This window comes from Brevundimonas bacteroides DSM 4726, from assembly GCF_000701445.1.
Classification (GTDB): domain Bacteria; phylum Pseudomonadota; class Alphaproteobacteria; order Caulobacterales; family Caulobacteraceae; genus Brevundimonas; species Brevundimonas bacteroides.
The window spans coordinates 63,176-81,451 of record NZ_JNIX01000013.1 but is presented as its reverse complement, the minus strand read 5'-3'; the positions used below and the strand labels follow the sequence as shown (position 1 = coordinate 81,451).

Here is an 18,276-nt window from a genome sequence, read left to right as displayed (position 1 = left end):
TCAGAACCGTCTGGAAACGCCTTGCCGACGAGGGCTCCATGAGCGCCATCCGCCTGAACCGCCGTACCCTTCTGGCCTCTGCCGCCGCCGCGCTCGCCACGCCCGCCCTGGGCCAGACGACCGGTTCCGCCGACCGCGAGGCGATCCTGTCGACCATGAAGCGGGCCACCACCTTCATGACCGACGAGGCGGCGGTTCAGGGCGGATATGTCTGGACCTATCCGCCGGATTTCTCGCGCCGCTGGGGTGAGCTTGAGGCCGCGCCGACCATGATCTGGGTCCAGCCGCCGGGTACCGGCACCATGGGTCACGCCTTCCTCGACGCCTTTCACGCCACAGGTGACCGCCAGTTCCTGGACGCCGCCAAATCCGCTGCCGACGCCCTGGTCCGAGGCCAGCATCCGGCAGGCGGATGGAACTACGTCATCGACACGGCGGGCGAGGACAGCCTTCGCCAATGGTATGCGACCTACGGCCAGAACGCCTGGCGGATGGAGGAATTCCACCGCTACTACGGCAACGCCACCTTCGATGACGCGGGCACATCAGAGGCGGCGCAGCTGATGCTGCGGCTCGTGCTTGAGGGCGAGCACGCCTACATCGCGCCCCTGCAGCGCGCCGTGCGGTTCGTGCTGGACAGCCAGTACGAGAGCGGGGGCTGGCCCCAGCGCTTCCCCTTCATCGAGAACGGCGGAGTGCACGGCCACGCCGACTACACCCGCCTGATTACGTTCAACGACGACGTGGCGGGCGAGAACTTGGAGTTCCTGATCTTCGTGCTCCAAACGATGGGCGACCGGCTCGCGAGGGGGCCTGAGGGACGCGGCCTGACAAGGGCGCGCACCCTGTCGGCGATCCGGCGCGGCATGGACATCTTCCTGGCGACCCAACAGCCTGCGCCCCAGGCCGGATGGGGCCTGCAACATTTCCCCGACACGCTGCGGCCGGCCCCGGCGCGGACCTATGAGCCCGAGGCCCTGACAACCCACACCACGGCCAACAATGTCCAGCAGCTGCTGAACTTCTACCGCCTGACCGGCGACCGGAAGTACATCGCGCGCGTGCCGGAGGCGCTGGACTGGCTCGATTCCGTCGCCCTGCCGCCCGAGCTGCGGCTGAACGGCCGCACGCACCCGACCTTCATCGAACCGGGCACGAACCAGCCCTGGTACATCCACCGGCGGGGATCCAACGTCGTCAACGGCGAATACTACGCGGACCGGAACCCCAACGACACGCTCGTCCATTATGGATCGTTCCGGACCCTGAACGTCGGCGGGCTGCGCGAGCAGTATGCGACGCTGGGGGCCCAGACACCCGAGGAGGTTTCGGCGGGATCGCCCCTGCTGGCGCGACCGGGGACCAAGAGCCTGCCGCGCTATTTCACCCTGCGCGACGTCTCGTGGCAGGACATGGACACGGCCGGGCGCAGGCCGCGTCCACCTGCCGCCGGGCGGGCCGCCGAGTTGATCGCGGCGCTGAACGCGCGCGGCTATTGGCCCACCCCGCTGACAGCGACGTCGAACCCCTACATTGGTCCCGGCCCTGCCACGCCAACGGGCGGGGAGTATCGGATCACCCGGGTCGGCGACCTGCATGACACCTCGCCGTGGAACACGGACTATCCGGTGGAAGGCGTTTCGACCGAGAGCTTCGTCCGAAACATGGGCGACCTGATCGAGGCGCTGGAAGGCCAGGCCGGATGAGGCCGGATCGACGGGCCGTTCTGGGCGGGCTGGCGGCGACGCCGTTGGTAGGTTGCGCCACGCTGGGGGACAAACGCGTCGATCAGACAGTCTGGCGCTTTGGCGATCTGGACAGCATCACCGCGCCCCTGACGATCGAGGGCTCGCCGGAGCGGATCGAGGGACCGGCAGGCCTGCCCGGTGCCCTGCGCTTCGACGGCGTGGACGATGCCCTGTTCATCGGGGCTCATCCTCTGGCGGGCGCCGAGACCTTCACCCTGGAGGCCATCTTCCGGCCGGACGGCGGGGCGTTCGAGCAGCGCTGGCTGCATCTCCAATCCGACGAGGTCGTGCCGCCGGGCGCGACGCCGATCGGGACGCGGGTCCTGTTCGAGATCCGCGTTTATGGCGACCAGTGGGCGCTGGATACGTTCGTGAAGGGGCCGACCTACAACCAGGCCCTGCTGTTTCCGGACAGGCTGCATCCGCTGGGCCGCTGGCACCATGTGGCCCAGACCTATGACGGGACGACGTATCGTTCCTTTGTGAATGGCCAGCTCCAGGGCGAGGCGGCAATCGCCTTCACGGCGCAGGGGGCGGGGCGGGCATCGGTCGGCACACGGATCAACCGCGTAAGCTATTTCAACGGGGCCATCGCAGAGGCCCGCTTCACCCGCCGCTACCTGCGCCCGGACCAGTTCACAGGCGTCCGGCCGGAATAGAAAAAGGCCCCGGCGTCACCGCCGGAGCCCTGTTCACGTCGCGCGGGGCGAAAGGCTTACGCCTCGTCGGCCGCCGGGACTTCGGCCTTGCCGGTCTCGGGAACGACCACGCCCTTGGCGGGGCGGACCGACTGGCGCTCGGCGATGCGGGCCGACTTGCCGCGACGATCGCGCAGGTAATACAGCTTGGCGCGACGGACGACGCCGCGACGCTTGACCTCGATGGAGTCGATGTTCGGCGACAGGATCGGGAAGACCCGTTCCACGCCTTCGCCGAACGAAATCTTGCGCACCGTGAAGTTCTCGTTCACGCCGCCGCCGGCGCGGGCGATGCAGACGCCCTCGAAGGCCTGGATGCGTTCGCGCTCGCCTTCCTTGATCTTGACCATCACCCGCAGCGTGTCGCCGGGCTGGAAGTCGGGGATCGCGCGCTTTTCGACCAGGCGGGCGCGCTCTTCGGCCTCCAGGGTCTGAAGGATGTTCGCCATGTCTATTCTCCTCGGGCTTTGCCGCCCCTTGCTTGTGAGTTGGCGAGATGCGCCGCCCAGAGGTCCGGCCGTCGCTCCCGCGTGGTGAGTTCCCTTTGTTCCGCCCGCCAGGCCGCCACTCGCTTGTGGTCGCCGGACAGGAGGACCTCCGGGATGTCGATCCCCTCGAACGTCCGCGGTCGCGTGTACTGCGGATGCTCCAGAAGACCGTCCTCGAAGCTCTCGGAATTCAGGCTTTCGGCCTGGCCCAGAACGCCGGGGATCAGTCGTACGCACGCCTCGATCACCACCATCGCCGCCGCCTCGCCCCCGGCGAGAACCGCGTCTCCGACGCTGACCTCCTCGAACCCCCGGGCGTCGAGCACCCGCTGGTCCACCCCCTCGAACCGGCCACAGAGGACGACGACGCCGTCCGCCTGAGCCCATTCCTTGACACGCGCCTGGGTCAGGGGCCGACCTCGCGCGCTCATGTACAAAAGCGGCCGGGGCGGGCCCGTCAGGCTGTCGAGAGCCCGGGCCACCACGTCCGCCTTAAGCACAGCTCCCGGACCGCCACCCGCGGGGGTGTCGTCCAGGAAGCCGCGCCTATCCTCGCTGAAGCCCCGGATGTCAAGGGTTTCCAGGCTCCACAGCCCCTTCTCGCGCCACGCCGTCCCGATCAGGGAGACCCCCAGCGGCCCGGGAAAGGCCTCCGGGAACATGGTCAGGACGGTGGCGGTGAAGGGCATGGGGGCCGGGCCGGGAAACGGCGTCTAAGGAGTGTACGGAGTGTAAGGCGTCTAACCAGTCCAGACAGTCCAAACGGTCAGGCGGGCCTGACGTGGGGACGGGGCGTCTCCTCCCCGTTCGCCTTCGGCGAATGGGGCGGTGGCTCGGAGCGAAGCGAAGAGACGGAGGGGTTCTTCACGGCAGCAGAACCCCTCCGTCAGCTCGCGAAGAGCTCGCTGGCACCTCCCCATAGCTGCGCGACAGGGAGGAGACGCGTCACCCCGCCTGAATGCCGCTTTCGGCCAGCCATTCGAGGATCTTGCCCTTGGGCATGGCGCCGACCTTGAGCGACGCCATCTGGCCGTCCTTGAACAGCATCAGGGTTGGGATGCCCTTCACGCCCAGCTTGGAGGGGGTGAGGGGGCTGTCGTCGATGTTGACCTTGGCGATGGTCACGGCGCCGGCCAGCTCGTCGGAGATCTGCTCCAGCGCCGGTCCGATCTGCTTGCACGGCCCGCACCACTCCGCCCAGAAATCCACCAGCACGGGGGTGGAGGCTTTCAGCACGTCGGCGTCGAAGCTGTCGTCGGTGACCTTGAGCGTGGCCATGAGGGGTTCTCCTGTCGGGCGCACCGGCCCGGTGTCGTTCGGTGGAGGGATGTGGGGCGGATGGCGGGGGAAATCAACGTCGCCCAGCCGAGCAGCCCGTGGTCAATGCAGCTTCAGCCTGGGCCGGATCACCTGGTTGACGTGGCCGAGGGCGATAAGGGCCATCCCCTTGATCCAGCCGTGGATGGTCAGGATGTGCAGGCGGTAGAGCGAAATATAGATCAGCCGCGCCAGCCGTCCCTCCACCGCCATGCGGCCGCCGACCAGATTGCCCATCAGGCTGCCGACCGTCGAATAGCGCGACAGGGACACCAGCGAGCCCTGGTCCCGGTAGACGAAGGGCTTCAGCGGGCCGCCTCGGATCAGCGCCTTGAGGTTATGGAACGCCGTCGAGGCCATCTGGTGCGCCGCCTGGGCGCGGGGCGGGATGGGGCGGTTGCTGCCGGACGGCACATAGCGGGCGCAGTCGCCGATGGCGAAGATGCGGTCGTCGCGCGTCGTCTGCAGCGTTTCGCGCACCAGCAGCTGGTTGGACGGCGTCGTCTCCAGCCCGCCGATGTCGGCGAGGAAGTCCGGCCCCTTCACGCCCGAGGCCCAGACGCGCAGGTCGGCCGGGATGAACTCTCCGCCCGCCGTCATGACGCCATCAGGCGTGACCTCGGTCACCTTGCTGCCGGTGATGACGCGCACGCCGATGGCCTCCAGCTCATCCCTGGCGGCCTGGGACAGGCGTTCGGGTAGGGCGGGCAGGATGCGCGGACCGGCCTCGACCAGGGTGACCGACAGGCGGCTGTCGTCGAACACCTCCAGCCCGTAGTAGGCCAGGCCCTGGGCGGCGTTGAACAGCTCGGCCGCCAGTTCCACCCCGGTCGCGCCGCCGCCGACGATGACGACCCGGACCCGGGCGTCAGAGCCCGGATCGGCCATCATGGCCCGCGAGACCCGCAGGCACTGGTTCAGCAGCATCTTGCGGAAGCGGTCGGCCTGGGTGCGGTCGTCCAGGAACAGGGCGTGCTCGCGCGCGCCCGGCGTGCCGAAGTCGTTGGAAACCGAGCCGACAGCCAGCACCAGATAGTCGTAGCGGATGCGATGACCGGCGATGATCTCCCGCCCCGTCTCGTCATGGATGGGGGCGATGTGGATGTGGCGGGTGTGGCGGTCGATGCCGTCCAGCGACCCGTCGAAGAAGCGGTAGCGCCAGCGGAAGGCGTGTCCGCGATAGCCGACCTCGTCGAGATTGGCGTCCAGGGAGCCGGCCGCCACCTCGTGCAGGAGCGGCTTCCAGATATGAGTCGGATTACGGTCGACCAGGATGATGTCGAAGCTTTTGCGCCCGAAGGTGCGGCCCAGCTTGGCGGCGAGGCCCAGACCGCCCGCCCCGCCGCCGACCACCACGATTTGAGTCTTGCGGCTCTTCGGAGGGCCGGACGCGGCCTTGCCGGCCAAGCCGCTCGTCGTCTGCATGGTCAATCGTCAGCCTCCCGCGTGGGGAGAGGATCACGGCGCGAGCCGGAAGTCACCCACTGGCGGCGCCGGCGGGTCCGCTTCAGGCGGCGGCGAGCCCGCTCGCCGCCCGCGGCAGGGTCAGGGTGGCCTCTGCCCCCTCCCCCGGCTGTCCGGTCAGGCTCAGCTCGCCGTTGGACAGACGCGCGAAGGCGTGGGCCTGGGCCAACCCGAGGCCCGCCTGTCCGGGGCGGGTGGTGAAAAAGGGCTCGAGAGCGCGGGCGGCGGTCGGCTCGTCGATCCCGGGGCCGGTGTCGCGCACCGTCAGGCGGATCGAGTCGTCCATGGGCTCCATGCGTACAGCCACGGCTCCCGAGCCGGCGACGGCCTCCACGGCGTTGCGAACCAGCGCCGTGACCGCGCCTTCGAAACCGACAGGATCGATACGAACCGGGGCCTCGGCCTGTGGGGCCTCGATCATCAGGTCGATACCGGGTCCGGCCAGGGCGCGCAGCCGCGTCTCCATGGCGCGAAGAAGGATGCCGGCGTCCAGATCCCGCGCCTCGGCCGCCTCGCCCTGGGAGAAGGCCGCCAGACGCCGCGTCAGGGCCTCGCCCCTCTGACCGGCGGCCAGCGCCGCCTCGCCCAGACGTCGCACGCGGGCGGGGTCGTCGGCGGATTTCAGCAGCATGTCGAGCGCGCCCGTCATGACGGTCAGAAGGGCGTTGAAGTCCTGGGCCACGCCGCCGGTCAGACGACCGACGCTCTCCAGCCGCTGGGCCCCTTCGTCGCGCTCCAGCGCACGGCGGGCCTCGTCGCGGGCGGCCTGGGCGGCGGCGAGCGCCGCATCGCGCTCGGCGAGCAGGGTCGCCTGGCGTTCGGCGGCCGCGAGGCGGGCGGCTTCGATTTCGGAGGCGATCTCCTCAGGCGTCGGACCGACCGCCTCGGGCTCCGGCTCCACTTCTATCTCGACCGGCTCGGGCACAGGCTCGCCGGCCAGCAGAAGCGCGTCGATCACGCCGCCGGGGCCGGGCAGAGGCAGAATGCGCCACGCGAAACCGCGCGGTCCGCCCAGGCTGGACAGAAGGCCCTCGGCCCCTTTGGCCCCGGCGGCGGCGGCGCGCAGGGTCTGGCGGCCCTCGACCCGTTCGTCCTCAGCCAGGAACTGATCGGCGAAATCCAGGCGGACGACGTCCGGGCCCCGGCCAAAGTGCGCCAGGGCCGTTCGGTTGGCCTCCTTGATCACGCCGTTAGGCTCAACGACGACCAGGGCGCTGGACGCCGCCTCGAACACGCGGCGGGTGGTTTCGTTCGGATCGGGCGGCGGGGGTGCGGGTTCCGGGCCTGTGACCCCGGGCGTGGTCAGGCCCTCGGTCTCCACGATGGCGGCGGTCGAGCCAATGACCTGGCCCATGGCGTCCTCGACCGGCATGGCGGTGACCGACACCAGCATCTTCCGACGCGTCGCCGGGTTGGCGAGGATGTGCTGGAAGCCCTTGACCGTCTGGCCGCGGAGCGCCCGCGCGCTGGGCAGCAAGTCGGGCGGAACGGGGCGACCGTCCGGATAGGTGATGCCCCAGGTGGCTGAGTGGAAACGCAGGCCAATGAGTTCGTTGTCCTTGCGCCCCAGCAGCTGGTGCGCGGCCCGGTTGGCGAAGATGAACTTGCCGCCGCGATCGGTCTGGACCAGCGCCACGGGAATGGCGTTGAGCGTCTCGTAAAGGCGGGTCTCGGCGTCCTGACGCGCGCGGGCGACAGCGGACAGTTCGTCGGCGGTCGAGACATGGCGGGCGCGATTGGTCCAGGCGAAGATCAGCGAAAGGATGGCGACCACGCTGGTGACGGCGGCCGTCAGCCCCAGAACCAGAACCCAGTTGACTTCGCCTTCCATGAACATCGAACAGCACTCATCCCGAAATGGCGCCGCACCGGGGGCGCCTCGCGTCGACCCAGCAAAGGCGGTGCCGAGATCGTCGCACAACGGCGGTTAGAGGGGGCGGCCGCGCCGGTCCAGTCGCAATCGCGCGAGCCGGTTGTCCTCAAGAAAAAAGGGCCGGACGTCGCCGCCCGGCCCTTCCCGTTTCAGGACATTGCACGGATCAGAAGGCGACGCGCATGACCACCTGATAGACCGGCCCGGCGGTCTCGCGTTCCAGCTCATACTCGTCGAACGAGCGGCTGATCTGGTCACCCAGGTCGGCGAACTTGTTGAAGTCTTCTTCCTTGGCCGAATCCAGCAGGTTGGAGCCGGTGAAGCGGATAACCGTGTTGGACCACAGCTGCTTCTCGACGAAGATTTCCAGGTCCGCGCCGTAGCGGGTGGTGACCTCCTCGGCGAGGACGCGACCGAAGGCCTCGCCCTGCTTCCGGTAGGTCGCGCCGAAGGCCGCCTGCCAGGTCGGGATGTCGTGGGTGAAGCCGAAGTTCACGACATAGTCGGACTGATCGTTGAAGCGACGCTCGCCCAGGAAGTCCTCGACGTTGGAGTCCAGCCACGAGGCGTTCAGGAAGACGCCGGTGGTGTCGAAGCCGATGAAGTCCAGCGGCGTCGACAGGTCGAACTCCACGCCATAGACCTCGCCGTCGCCGACGTTGTCGACGGTGTAGATGAAGGTGCCTGCGCCGGCCGACCCGACAACGCCGGTGTTCACGTCCTCGATCAGGTCGGTGACGTCGCGATAGAAGACGTTCAGGCCGACGATCCCGCGATCGCCCAGCTGGCGCTCGACACCGATGTCGAAGCCCCAGGCCGTTTCCGGCTCCAGGTTCGGATTGCCGCGGAAATCGCTGTCGCCGCGCTCTTCTTCCAGCGTCGCCGGCGACAGCTGGTCGAAGTTCGGTCGGCGCACCGTGCGGGCGGCCGAGACGATCAGACGGTCGCGCTCGGTCAGCTGCAGCCGGGCCGAGGCCGAGGGCAGCAGCAGGCCGTAGTCATTGTCGATGGTGCGCAGGGCGGCCGGGGCCGTCTGGTCCTCGATCGTCGTCTCGGTGTTCTCGTAGCGCAGGCCCGCTTCCCAGGTCAGATTGCCGGTCTCGCCCGACAGCATGACGAAGGGGTCGATGCGGGTTTCCTCGATGGTCGACAGACCGCCGGGGATCGCCGCGGCCGGACCGAAGGGCGGCTGGGCCGGGCGCGGGGCCGGAGCGTTGGGGATGGTGAAGCGCACGCGCGGCGACTCGGCGATATCGATCTCGCGCTCCTTGCCGACGTACTGGACGCCGAACTCGAGCTCCAGGCTGTCGGACAGGTCCATCTCGTGCTCGATGGCGGCCGAGACCTCCGCGTCCTCGATGTCGGTGAAGGTCTGGTCGGCGGTGAAGCGGTCCTCTTCGGGGAAGGGGATGGCGTCGCGCAGATACTCGGCCTCGTTCTCGAACTCGAACTGCTCGTCGGTGATGACGGCGTAGCCCAGTTTGATTTCGGTCTCGCCCAGCGACCACTCTCGCTCATAGTCGGCGCGCAACGACCAGTTGTCGGTCTGGATGTCGAGGTCGTTCTCGTTGATGGTCAGTAGGTCGGCGTTGGATTGGCGACCGCCGCGGTACTCGATGGAGTCTTCCAGCTGCACCCGGTCGGTGCGCACGAACAGGCCTGACAGGTCCAGGGTCCCGCCGGCCACATCGACCGAATAGGCGGCGTTGAAGGAGTAGTCTGTGCCGTCGCGGACGTCGGTCTGCACCTCGACGTTGTCGATGGCGCCACCCGGGCGGTCCAGACGGGTGCTGAACTTGTCCTTGGGATTGATGCGGTCCTGGATGCTGGCGCCGATCAGGAGACGGCCCGGGCCGACCGGGCCGCCATAGACGGCGCCGAAGGTTTCGCCCCACTGGTTGCCCGGGAAGCGGATGGCCCCCAGACGGACGTAGCCGCCATCCAGCGTATAGGCGTCGCGCAGCACGATGTTGATGGCGCCGGCTAGGGCGTCGCCGGAGCGGTTCGCCGAGGACGAACGGACCACCTCGACCCGCTCGATCAGCTCGGCGGGGATGCGGTCGACGAAGAAGGAGCGGTCGAAGCCCGCGCCCGGCACCCGCTCGCCGTCGATCAGGATCTGGGTGTAGGCCGGGTCGATGCCGCGCAGGCGCACGCCATCGGATTCCAAAACGTCTGACAGGAAGGTGACAGAGGGTACGCGCTTGAGGGCGTCGCCGACCGTCAGCGGCTCGAACCGCTGGAAGTATTCCAGGTCGTAGGACAGGGTCGGCACGGTGTCGTCGGTGCGATTGCGCAGCACCGGACGGCCGGTGACGATAACTTCTTCCAGCGCCGTGGTCGGGGCGTCCTGGGTCGACTGGGCCAGCACCGGCTGGGCGAACAGGAGCGGCGCGACGGCAGCTCCGGCGAGAAGAGCGAGTTTCATTTGTGGCATCCCCGATGGCCCGGTCGACCCCCCGGCCGCCGGTTCTGGGAGGTGCTGCTACGCTGGCCCGGCGACGCGACCGCGACGATCCAGTGAAGCCGCAAAGTCGGTCCGACGAACACCGTGTAACAACCGTTCCGAACACGGCAGAATCCTGTCTGGAGGCCAATGTCGGCCGGGTTGACGGGGCCTTCCGCGCATGGTCTGCGCCGCCCGTTGCTTCGCCAGACGGGGGTCTTCCATGCGTTTCGATCGCGCGCTTCTCATCGCCGGAGCCGCCCTGTCGGCGGGGGCCTGCGCCACCCTGGACCGACCCGGCCCCGGCGCCGTAGTCCGCGCCACGGCCGAGACCGTCGCCGTCGGGACCGCCAATGAAGACGCCGCCGACGACCCGGTCATCTGGACCGCGTCTCGCCCCTTCCTCTTCGGCGGCCAGCGGATCGACGGGTTCGTGGCGGGCACGGACAAAAAAGCAGGTCTCTATATCTACGGGCTGGATGGAGCGGTGCTGCAGTTCCTGCCGGACGGTCTTCTGAACAATGTGGACTACGGCTCTCTCGACATCGGCGGCAGGCCCTATGCGATCCTCGGGGCCAGCGATCGCACGCCGGGACGAGAAGGCATCGCCCTCTATCGCTTCGACATGAACGGCGCAGGGCAGTTCGAGTACTGGGGCCACATCGCCTCGGACCTGGTCGAGCCTTATGGCTTCTGCATGCGCGACGTCGAGGGCGTGCCCAACGCTGTGCTGATCGGCAAGGATGGCCAGGTCCGCCACTTCACCCTGGCGGTGGACGCCGCCGGCGCCCCAAGCGCGACCGAGGTGCGCCGCTTCGCCGTGGGGTCGATCTCCGAAGGCTGCACCTTGGACGTGACCAATCGGACCCTGTTCATCAGCGAGGAACTGGTCGGGCTTTGGCGCTATAGCCTGGATCCCGCACGAGGGGCGGAGCGTACGCTTGTCGAGCCCGCGAACGAGGGCCGCCTTCGGGCCGACGTCGAGGGCGTGACCATCATCTCCGACATCGCGTCCGGCTCGCGGTATCTGATCGCGTCCAGCCAGGGCGATTCCGGCTTCGGCGTCTGGCGGCTTGGCGGTCGGGGCGCAACGGAATGGGTGGGTCGTTTCGCCGTGCACGACGGCGCCGTGGACCAAGTCACCGGCACGGATGGCATCGACGCGATGGGGGGAGCCGTCGGCCCCTATCCGGAAGGATTGGTCGTCGTTCAGGACGACGTGAACCCCGGCGCGCCCCAGAACTTCAAATACATCGACTGGCGCGACGTCAAGGCGGCGCTCGGTCTGTGAGCCGGGCCGGAAAACAGAAAAGCCCGACGTCGCCGCCGGGCCTTTTTTGATCTCTGACTGGAGCGGGCGATGGCTGATCGAACGCCCGACCCTCACCTTGGCAATCTGGCCGCGTCCATGAGCGGAAACAGAAAAACCCGGCGTCACCGCCGGGCTTTCTTGATCTCTGACTGGAGCGGGCGAGGCGATTCGAACGCCCGACCCTCACCTTGGCAAGGTGATGCTCTACCCCTGAGCTACGCCCGCGTCTCAGTCGAGAGCGGGGCCTATAGCGGAGGGCGGGAGAGGCTCGCAAGTCGAAAAATGCGTCTCCCGCCGATTCCGCCGTTCGGCCCTACTGCAGCGCCGCCCGGTCGAGGTTCAGGCTGGTCAGGGGGATGACCTCGACCTGCGGGTACTGGGCCCGGATGGCGTCGATGAACTGTGCGGCGTCGCCGACGATCACCAGGCTGGCCCGGTCGACAGGCAGGTGTTCGGCGAAGGCCGACTGCACATCGGCGGCGCTGATCGCCTCGACGTTGCCGACATAGGCGGCCAGATCGCTCATCGGCAGGTCGTAGAGGGCGAGGTTGGCCACCAGCGTGCCCAGGCCGTCGACCGTCTCGAGCGAGCTGCCGAAGGCGCCGGTCAGGATGGCGCGACGCGTGGTCATCTCCTGCTCGGTCGGCTGGGTGGTCGACAGCCGCTCGATCTCGGCCAGGATCAGGCCCGCGACCTCGGCGGCCGCGTCGTTGCGGGTCTGGGCGCTGGCGGTGAACAGGCCCTCGTCGGCGCGAACGCCCAGCGAAGACCGGGTGCCGTAGCTGAGGCCGCGCTTGATCCGGATCTCTTGGTTCAGCCGCGAGGTGAAGCTGCCGCCCAGCAGGGTGTTGCCGAGCGTCAGCGGGAAGTAGTCGGCGTCGGTGCGCGACACGCCCCGCAGAGCGACCGTCACGGCCGCCTGACCGGCCCCGGGCTGGTCGATGACGACGACGCGGGGCGGCAGCGCCGGGCCGGACGGATCGACGGCAGCGCCCACGGCCGAGGGGCTGGTCCAGTCACCAAAGGCGGCCTCGGCCAGCCTGCGTGCCTCCGCCTCGTCGATGGCGCCGGAGAAAACCAGGGTGGCGTCGATCGGACGGTAACGCTGGCGATGGAAGTTGGCGACGTCGTCCCGGGTCAGGGCGGGCAGGCTGGTCAGGGTGCCGCCGCCGGGCGCGCCATAGGGGGCTTCGCCATAGATCACGCGACCGGCGGCCTGGGCCGCGACCGGGCCAGGCGTGGACAGGGCGACCCGCAGGCCGTCCAGCGCCTGGTCGCGCTGACGCTCCAGCTCTTCTTCCGCGAAGGTCGGATTGCGGACCAGATCGGCCATCAACTCGACCGCGCGCGGGAAGACGTCGGCCGGGGCGTTGGCATAGACGTTGGCGAAGTCGGAGCCTGCGCCCGCGCCGATCGAAGCGCCAAGCTGCTCGATCTCGGTCGCGATCTGGGGCGCGGTGCGGGTCGTCGTGCCTTGCGTCAGCAGGGCGGCGGTCATGTTCGCCAGCCCGGCCTTGCCTGGCGCCTCATGAGCCGCGCCAGCGTCAAAGTTCAGGCGGGCGGAGACCAGCGGCAGGCCTTCCTTCTCGACCACCAGCACGCGCAGGCCATTGTCGAGGCGGAAGTCCGCGACCGGCGGCGTGGTCGGCGAGACCGGCTCGGTGGGTTCGGGCAGAGACGCGCGCTCGGCTTCCGGCAACAAAGTGAAGACCTGGCCGACCGGGGCGAGGTCGGCGACGGTCACCGGGGCGGTGACGTCGGTGTTCTGGGGCGTCGGCGGGTTCTGCTCGTCCGCGTTCAGATAGCGGATGGTGATGGTCCGGTCGTCGGTCAGGTAGCGGCGGGCCACGCGCTGGATGTCCTCGGCCGTGACGGCCTGGATGTCGGCGATCTGGCGGTCGGCGACCGAGGCATCATTGGTGTTGATCAGCACGAAGCCCAGGGTCTGGGTGCGGTCCTCAATGGTCTCGCGTCCGCGAAGGGCGTCGGCCACCAGCTCGTTCTTGGCCTCGGCCAGTTCGGCGGCGGTGACGGGTTCGTCGCGCAGGCGGGCGATCTCGGCGCGGATGGCGGCGATGCCGGTCTCGGGCGTCTCGCCCCCGGCCATGATGGCGTAGGCCGACAGGGCCCCGGCCTGTTGCGAGAAGTCGGGGCTGGACGAGGCCTGAGCCGCGATCTGCTGTTCATAGACGAGGGAGCGGTACATGCGCGAGCTCTCGCCCGTCGACAGGATGCCGTCGAGCACGGTCAGGGCAACACGGTCGGGGTGGGCGTAAGGAACCGTCGGCCAGGCCAGAACCACGGCCGGCAGCGGCACGTTCGGCGCATAGAAGGTCGCCTCGCGCGGGCCGGTCGGCTCGGGCTCGCGCACATCGTTCTCGGGCAGGGGCCGGTCGGGGTTGGGGACGGGGGCCAGATACTGGTCGATCCAGCCGTCCAGCTGGGCCTGATCGAAGTTGCCGGCCACCATCAGGATGGCGTTGTCGGGCCGATAGTAGGTGGCGTGGAAGCGCAGCACGTCCTCAAGCGTCGCGGCGTCCAGATCCTCGATCGAGCCGATGGTGGTCCGGCGATAGGGGTGCTCCTGATAGATGGTCGCCGGCATGAAGACGCTGAACAGGCGGCCATAGGGCTGGGCCAGCACGCCCTGGCGGTACTCTTCCTTGACCACGTCGCGCTCGCTCTCGAACACGGCCTCGTTGACGACCAGCGACGACAGGCGGCTGGCCTCGGCGAAGATCAGGCGCTCCAGGTGGTTGGCGGGAACCGTCTGGAAGTAGCCGGTGACGTCGTCCGACGTGAAGGCGTTGTTGTTGCCCCCCACGTCCTCGGTCAGGCGGTCGAAGGTCTCGTCGGGGAAGTCCTTGGTCGCCTTGAACATCAGGTGTTCGAACAGGTGGGCGAAGCCGGACCGGCCCTCCGGGTCGTCCTTGGAGCCGACGCGGTACCAGACCTGGATGGTGACGTTGGAGGTCGTCGTGTCACGCGAGGTGTAGACGTCCATGCCATTGGGCAGGGTGCGCTTGACGAAGCCGAGCGGCGGCACGGCGATCGAGGCCGAGGCCTCCTGCGCCACGGCGACGGCGGGGATGGCCAGGGCCGGGGCCCCGAGCGCGGTGATCAGGGCAAGCGCGGCGACGGCCGACTTCAGGCGCGACTTCATGGGTCCAGCGGGCTCCAGAGAACAGGTGCGGGGACCGTATCGGGCAATCGCCGGTCGCGCACCTTACGGGCCGGTAATGTAACAGGTCGGTTCAGCGGCCCCCGGTCAGGTCCGACCAACGCCACGCTCCGGTTCCGAGCGCGAGACGCGGCGCGCCGGGGCCGTCGGCGAGCGTCAGCAGCACCAGCCCGCGTTCGGTCTGGCGGCGGCACTCGGCGGGGGCGAAGGCGATCTCGACCGCGATGGCCTGGCGCAGGCCGGCCAGGCCCCGTCCGGCCTCGCCCGGGTTCAGCACCCAGTCGCCGTCCCAGACGAGCAGCGCGCGGCGGTCGGAGGGCAGCAGCGCCTGGGCCCGCGTGGCGGCGGCGACCATGCGGGCGTCCTCGCGCAGCGCCTGCTGGATGCGGCCGATCATGTCGCAACGACCAGAGCCCGATCCGCCCGCGCCCTGACCGTTGCCCGATCCCGCGCCGAGGCCCGAGCCAGCGGTCGCTGCGCCGGCCAGCTGGGCCGCCGTCAGACCCGCCGGTGGCGCGGGAGGGGCGGGGCTTGGCTGAGCCGGGCGCGCGGCGACGGTTTCGACCTCGGGCGGCGGCGGGGTTCGCGGCGAGCGCGGCCGAGGCGGCGGAGCCGGCCGAGGGAGGACCGTCGTTCCGGCGGGTTCGGCCTCGGTCGAGGTCTCGACGGGCGTGTCTGCGGGCGCGCCCCCGGCTGCGCCGGGATCCGCTTGGCTCGGCTCTCGTGGCGGCGGAAGGGGGGCCGGAGGCGGCTGCAGACTGACGACGACCGCGGGGATGGGCTCGGCAGCGGAAAAAGTTTCGAGCGTCGGTCGCGCGAGAAGAAGAGCGAGAAAGGCGGCGAGATGCGCCGTCACGCTGACCGCCACGCCCGCGCTCCACACCCCGCCTCGACGGCGTCGACGAGGACCCGCCGCCGCGCCAGCGCCCGGATTTCGGCTTTGCTTTTCGTCGCTTGACGGCAAGGGCGGGGCTCGGTCGGGGACGCGGAGCAGCGCCTGACGGGCGCGATGCAGACCATCGCCGCGCGTCAGCTTTGGGGCGCGGAAAGGGCCATCCGACGACCCCGGAGAACAGCCAAGCTGCCGGATTCAGGCCCGAAACGGGTCATGCGATGGCCGTCTCGCCTCGTCCAATGACCGCGCGCCATCAGTAACGGGTTTGCGCGCCCGGTCGCTCAGGATGCCTGCCTTGATCCTTTCCCAGATGAATTTCCCCGCCCGTCCGCTGGTCATGACCGGCGCCGTGCTCGGCCTCGGCCTGCTGGCCAGCGGCTGCGCCACCCGCAACTTCGTGCGTGACCAGGTCGCCGTGGTCGACGGCCGTGTGACCCAAGTCGAGGGCACCGCCGGTCAGGCGCTTGAACGCGCCAACGCCGCGTACGTGCTGGCCGAAGGCAAGTTCATGTACGAGGTCGTGCTGTCAGACGACTCGGTCAAGTTCCCAACCGACCGCGACGCCCTGTCGCCCGAGGCCGAGGCCCGGCTGGCCGAGCTGGCCAACCGGCTGAAAGCCGAGAACGTCAACGTCTATCTGGAAATCCAGGGCCACACCGACGCCTCGGGACCGGAGGCCTACAACGACGCCCTGGGCGCCGCCCGCGCGGAGGCCGTGCGCCGCTACCTCAGCCGCCAGGGCATCGCGCTGAACCGCATGGCCACCATCTCCTACGGCGAGGAAGCGCCGGTCGCGGACAACTCCACGCCCGAAGGCCGCGCCCAGAACCGCCGCGTGGCAATCGTCGTCCTGAGCTAGGCGAACGCGAGGGGCGGTCAGCCGGCGCGGAACGCCCTGACCGCCTCGACCGCAGCGCGGACCGAGGCCTCGATGCCGGCCCAGTCGCCGTCGCGCACGGCCATGTCGGTGATCAGCTTGGAGCCCATCCCCGCAGCGACGATGCCGGAGCCGAACCATTTGGCGATGGAGGCCGGGTCCGGATCGACGCCGCCCGTCGGCATGATCTTGGTCCAGGGCATGGGGCCCAACACAGCCTTGACGAACTCTGGACCACCCACGCTCGCGCCCGGGAACAGCTTGACGATGTCGCAGCCCAGAGCATGGGCGTTGGAGATGTCCGTCACCGAACCGCAGCCGGGGAAGTAGGCAACCATGCGCCGGTTGCAGACCTGGGCGACCTCCGGGACCAGCGCGGGAGACACGACGAACCGCGCCGCGCGATTCAGGAACATCGCCGCCGTCCCGGCGTCCAGCACCGAACCGATGCCCAGCACGATATCCGGATCGGTCCGGCCCAGTTCGCGCGCGATCTCGCCGAACAGGTCGACGGCGAAGTCGCCCCGGTTGGTGAATTCGATCACCGGCGCCCCGCCGCGCGCGCAGGCGCGGATGACGTTGAGCGCCGTCTCCGGGTCGGAATGGTAGAAGACCGGGCAGATGCCCTGCGTCTGGAGCGCGGTCAGGACGGACAGGCGATCGTGCGGCATGGCAGGCTCCGGCAAGGCGTAGCGCCGGGATCGGACGCGCGGCCGTCCGCGTCAAGTGACGTTGCGTTGCACCGTTCGGCGCGGGCTATTGCCAGCGGGTCGAGACCCCGCCGCCCTCGTCCCACTCGCCACCCGCATCCAGCGCGTCATCGAAGTCGAGCAGACGGTCCAGAAGCACGCCCGCGATGACGCCGAGCGCGGCCACGCCGACCAGGGTCACGACCGAGCCGATGCCGATCTTCTCGGATCGCGTCAGGCGGCGGCGACCGGCGGGATCGACGACATAGGATTTCCGGCGGGCCATCAGGCGGCCTCCCTCGCGCGCATGGTCTTCTTCACCTTGGCCATGGCCCGATCCTTTCGCAGACGCGACAGGTGGTCGATGAACAGGACGCCGTTCAGGTGATCCAGTTCGTGCTGATAGCAGACGGCGTAGAGGCCCTCGATCTCCTCCTCGATCCGCTCGCCCTCGCGGTTCAGATAGGCGACGCGGATGCGGGCCGGACGCTCGACCTGGTCGAAGTATTCGGGGATCGAAAGGCAGCCTTCCTCGTAGCAGAAGGTCTCGTCGGACGCCCACAGCACCTCGGGGTTGACGAAGTAGCGGGGGTTGGGGACGCGCGGCGGATCCTGACCCTCGGGCACGGCGGGCGCGTCTTCCGGGACCGGGCCGTCGCCCAGGTCCATGACGACGACGCGGCGCAGGTCGCCGATCTGAACGGCCGCCAGGCCGATGCCGGGCGCATCGTACATGGTGTCCAGCATGTCATCCATGAGGCCGCGCACGCTGTCATCGACGACCTCCACAGGCTCGGACACCTGCTTCAGGATCGCCAGGTCGGCGGGGTTGTCGATGGTCAGGATGCGACGGATGGCCATGCCGGTCAGGTAGGCCCCGCTTACGTTTGGGTCAAGTTTGGCCCGGCAGCGGCCTTGGCTTCCGGTTCGCGTCGATGGCGACGTAGGTGAAGACTCCCTCGGTCACTCGGGTGATCTCCTGGCCGGTGCGCGGTCGCTTCCACGCCTCGACCTTGACCCGGACGGAGGTGCGACCGACGCGGACCACCGTCGCATAAAGGCTGACCTCGTCGCCGACCGAGACGGGCTGATGAAAAACCATGGCGTCGACCGCCACGGTCGCGCACCGGCCGTGCGCAAGGTCGAACGCGGGGGTCGCGCCCGCCACGTCCATCTGGGCCAAGAGCCAGCCGCCGAAGATGTCGCCCTCGGGGTTGGTGTCGGCGGGCATGGCAATGACCCGCCCGACGAGCTGGCCGTCGGGCTGTTCCGGGGAGGCCAGGCTCAT

The 18,276-nt window shown here is 69.2% G+C and carries 16 protein-coding genes and 1 tRNA gene; 4 read left to right on the top strand and 13 right to left on the bottom strand.

What is annotated here, in order from left to right; translation table 11 throughout:
• Nucleotides 1-38 precede the first annotated feature (38 nt).
• Both Q333_RS0111510 and Q333_RS0111505 read left to right on the top strand, forming a co-directional pair.
• A complete protein-coding gene (locus tag Q333_RS0111510; RefSeq protein ID WP_035294291.1) occupies nucleotides 39-1,706 on the top strand; it encodes a pectate lyase in 1,668 nt (555 codons plus the stop codon).
• Complete coding sequence (locus tag Q333_RS0111505; RefSeq protein WP_029417100.1) at nucleotides 1,703-2,407, top strand: LamG domain-containing protein; 705 nt, start codon at nucleotides 1,703-1,705, stop codon at nucleotides 2,405-2,407. Before Q333_RS0111510 ends, Q333_RS0111505 begins: the two co-directional genes overlap by 4 nt.
• A 56-nt stretch (nucleotides 2,408-2,463) precedes the next feature.
• Here Q333_RS0111505 and rplS read toward each other — a convergent pair whose 3' ends face one another.
• From rplS to Q333_RS0111470, 6 genes are all read right to left on the bottom strand, one after another.
• Nucleotides 2,464-2,895: a 50S ribosomal protein L19 gene (gene rplS / locus Q333_RS0111500; RefSeq protein WP_029417098.1), complete on the bottom strand. Its 432-nt coding sequence runs from the start codon at nucleotides 2,893-2,895 to the stop codon at nucleotides 2,464-2,466.
• A 2-nt stretch (nucleotides 2,896-2,897) separates the two neighbouring features.
• Nucleotides 2,898-3,623: a tRNA (guanosine(37)-N1)-methyltransferase TrmD gene (gene trmD / locus Q333_RS0111495; protein ID WP_029417097.1), complete on the bottom strand. Its 726-nt coding sequence runs from the start codon at nucleotides 3,621-3,623 to the stop codon at nucleotides 2,898-2,900.
• A 256-nt stretch (nucleotides 3,624-3,879) separates the two neighbouring features.
• A complete protein-coding gene (gene trxA / locus Q333_RS0111490) occupies nucleotides 3,880-4,212 on the bottom strand; it encodes a thioredoxin (RefSeq protein ID WP_029417095.1) in 333 nt (110 codons plus the stop codon).
• Nucleotides 4,213-4,314: 102 nt separating this feature from the next.
• On the bottom strand, nucleotides 4,315-5,676 hold the full coding sequence (locus Q333_RS0111485; protein WP_051651306.1) for an NAD(P)/FAD-dependent oxidoreductase: 1,362 nt from the start codon (nucleotides 5,674-5,676) through the stop codon (nucleotides 4,315-4,317).
• A gap of 82 nt (nucleotides 5,677-5,758) precedes the next feature.
• Entirely contained in the window at nucleotides 5,759-7,552 is a 1,794-nt protein-coding gene (locus tag Q333_RS0111480) for a sensor histidine kinase (protein WP_029417091.1), read from the bottom strand.
• Nucleotides 7,553-7,754: 202 nt separating this feature from the next.
• Nucleotides 7,755-10,016, bottom strand: coding sequence for a TonB-dependent receptor plug domain-containing protein (locus Q333_RS0111470; RefSeq protein ID WP_211249712.1), 2,262 nt, complete (start codon nucleotides 10,014-10,016; stop codon nucleotides 7,755-7,757).
• A 241-nt stretch (nucleotides 10,017-10,257) separates the two neighbouring features.
• On the opposite strand from Q333_RS0111470, the gene Q333_RS0111465 reads away from it, so the two are divergent.
• The gene (locus Q333_RS0111465) at nucleotides 10,258-11,325 is read left to right on the top strand and encodes a phytase (protein ID WP_029417087.1); all 1,068 of its coding nucleotides are present in this window, start codon (nucleotides 10,258-10,260) and stop codon (nucleotides 11,323-11,325) included.
• A gap of 171 nt (nucleotides 11,326-11,496) precedes the next feature.
• Here Q333_RS0111465 and Q333_RS0111460 read toward each other — a convergent pair.
• The 3 genes from Q333_RS0111460 to Q333_RS17995 all read right to left on the bottom strand — a co-directional run bounded on the left by Q333_RS0111460 (nucleotide 11,497) and on the right by Q333_RS17995 (nucleotide 15,395).
• Nucleotides 11,497-11,571: transfer RNA gene (locus Q333_RS0111460), tRNA-Gly, on the bottom strand.
• An 88-nt stretch (nucleotides 11,572-11,659) separates the two neighbouring features.
• Nucleotides 11,660-14,509, bottom strand: coding sequence for a M16 family metallopeptidase (locus Q333_RS0111455; protein WP_029417086.1), 2,850 nt, complete (start codon nucleotides 14,507-14,509; stop codon nucleotides 11,660-11,662).
• A 91-nt stretch (nucleotides 14,510-14,600) separates the two neighbouring features.
• Complete coding sequence (locus Q333_RS17995) at nucleotides 14,601-15,395, bottom strand: hypothetical protein (protein WP_051651283.1); 795 nt, start codon at nucleotides 15,393-15,395, stop codon at nucleotides 14,601-14,603.
• Between the two features lie 313 nt (nucleotides 15,396-15,708).
• Here Q333_RS17995 and Q333_RS0111445 point away from each other — a divergent pair, with 313 nt between their 5' ends.
• Nucleotides 15,709-16,281 carry an OmpA family protein gene (locus Q333_RS0111445; RefSeq protein ID WP_211249711.1) on the top strand — a complete coding sequence of 191 codons (573 nt, stop codon included), beginning with the start codon at nucleotides 15,709-15,711 and terminating at the stop codon, nucleotides 16,279-16,281.
• A gap of 17 nt (nucleotides 16,282-16,298) precedes the next feature.
• Here the strand turns inward: Q333_RS0111445 and Q333_RS0111440 are convergent, their stop codons facing one another.
• The 4 genes from Q333_RS0111440 to Q333_RS0111425 all read right to left on the bottom strand — a co-directional run bounded on the left by Q333_RS0111440 (nucleotide 16,299) and on the right by Q333_RS0111425 (nucleotide 18,276).
• Complete coding sequence (locus Q333_RS0111440; protein WP_029417083.1) at nucleotides 16,299-16,970, bottom strand: bifunctional 4-hydroxy-2-oxoglutarate aldolase/2-dehydro-3-deoxy-phosphogluconate aldolase; 672 nt, start codon at nucleotides 16,968-16,970, stop codon at nucleotides 16,299-16,301.
• A gap of 85 nt (nucleotides 16,971-17,055) precedes the next feature.
• The gene (locus Q333_RS0111435) at nucleotides 17,056-17,274 is read right to left on the bottom strand and encodes a hypothetical protein (protein ID WP_029417082.1); all 219 of its coding nucleotides are present in this window, start codon (nucleotides 17,272-17,274) and stop codon (nucleotides 17,056-17,058) included.
• Complete coding sequence (gene def / locus Q333_RS0111430) at nucleotides 17,274-17,849, bottom strand: peptide deformylase (RefSeq protein ID WP_029417081.1); 576 nt, start codon at nucleotides 17,847-17,849, stop codon at nucleotides 17,274-17,276. The genes Q333_RS0111435 and def overlap by 1 nt, the downstream gene beginning before the upstream one ends.
• Before the next feature lie 31 nt (nucleotides 17,850-17,880).
• Nucleotides 17,881-18,276, bottom strand: a complete 396-nt coding sequence (locus Q333_RS0111425; protein WP_029417079.1) for an acyl-CoA thioesterase — start codon at nucleotides 18,274-18,276, stop codon at nucleotides 17,881-17,883.

Coding starts and splice junctions, on each gene's coding strand:
- Q333_RS0111440 (WP_029417083.1), bottom strand. CDS start 16,970: ATGCCGCACGATCGCCTGTCCGTCCTGACCGCGCTCCAGACGCAGGGC.
- Q333_RS0111455 (WP_029417086.1), bottom strand. CDS start 14,509: ATGAAGTCGCGCCTGAAGTCGGCCGTCGCCGCGCTTGCCCTGATCACC.
- Q333_RS0111435 (WP_029417082.1), bottom strand. CDS start 17,274: ATGGCCCGCCGGAAATCCTATGTCGTCGATCCCGCCGGTCGCCGCCGC.
- rplS (WP_029417098.1), bottom strand. CDS start 2,895: ATGGCGAACATCCTTCAGACCCTGGAGGCCGAAGAGCGCGCCCGCCTG.
- Q333_RS0111445 (WP_211249711.1), top strand. CDS start 15,709: ATGCCTGCCTTGATCCTTTCCCAGATGAATTTCCCCGCCCGTCCGCTG.
- Q333_RS0111470 (WP_211249712.1), bottom strand. CDS start 10,016: ATGAAACTCGCTCTTCTCGCCGGAGCTGCCGTCGCGCCGCTCCTGTTC.
- Q333_RS0111510 (WP_035294291.1), top strand. CDS start 39: ATGAGCGCCATCCGCCTGAACCGCCGTACCCTTCTGGCCTCTGCCGCC.
- Q333_RS0111425 (WP_029417079.1), bottom strand. CDS start 18,276: ATGAGCCTGGCCTCCCCGGAACAGCCCGACGGCCAGCTCGTCGGGCGG.
- Q333_RS0111465 (WP_029417087.1), top strand. CDS start 10,258: ATGCGTTTCGATCGCGCGCTTCTCATCGCCGGAGCCGCCCTGTCGGCG.
- trxA (WP_029417095.1), bottom strand. CDS start 4,212: ATGGCCACGCTCAAGGTCACCGACGACAGCTTCGACGCCGACGTGCTG.
- def (WP_029417081.1), bottom strand. CDS start 17,849: ATGGCCATCCGTCGCATCCTGACCATCGACAACCCCGCCGACCTGGCG.
- trmD (WP_029417097.1), bottom strand. CDS start 3,623: ATGCCCTTCACCGCCACCGTCCTGACCATGTTCCCGGAGGCCTTTCCC.
- Q333_RS0111485 (WP_051651306.1), bottom strand. CDS start 5,676: ATGCAGACGACGAGCGGCTTGGCCGGCAAGGCCGCGTCCGGCCCTCCG.
- Q333_RS0111480 (WP_029417091.1), bottom strand. CDS start 7,552: ATGTTCATGGAAGGCGAAGTCAACTGGGTTCTGGTTCTGGGGCTGACG.
- Q333_RS0111505 (WP_029417100.1), top strand. CDS start 1,703: ATGAGGCCGGATCGACGGGCCGTTCTGGGCGGGCTGGCGGCGACGCCG.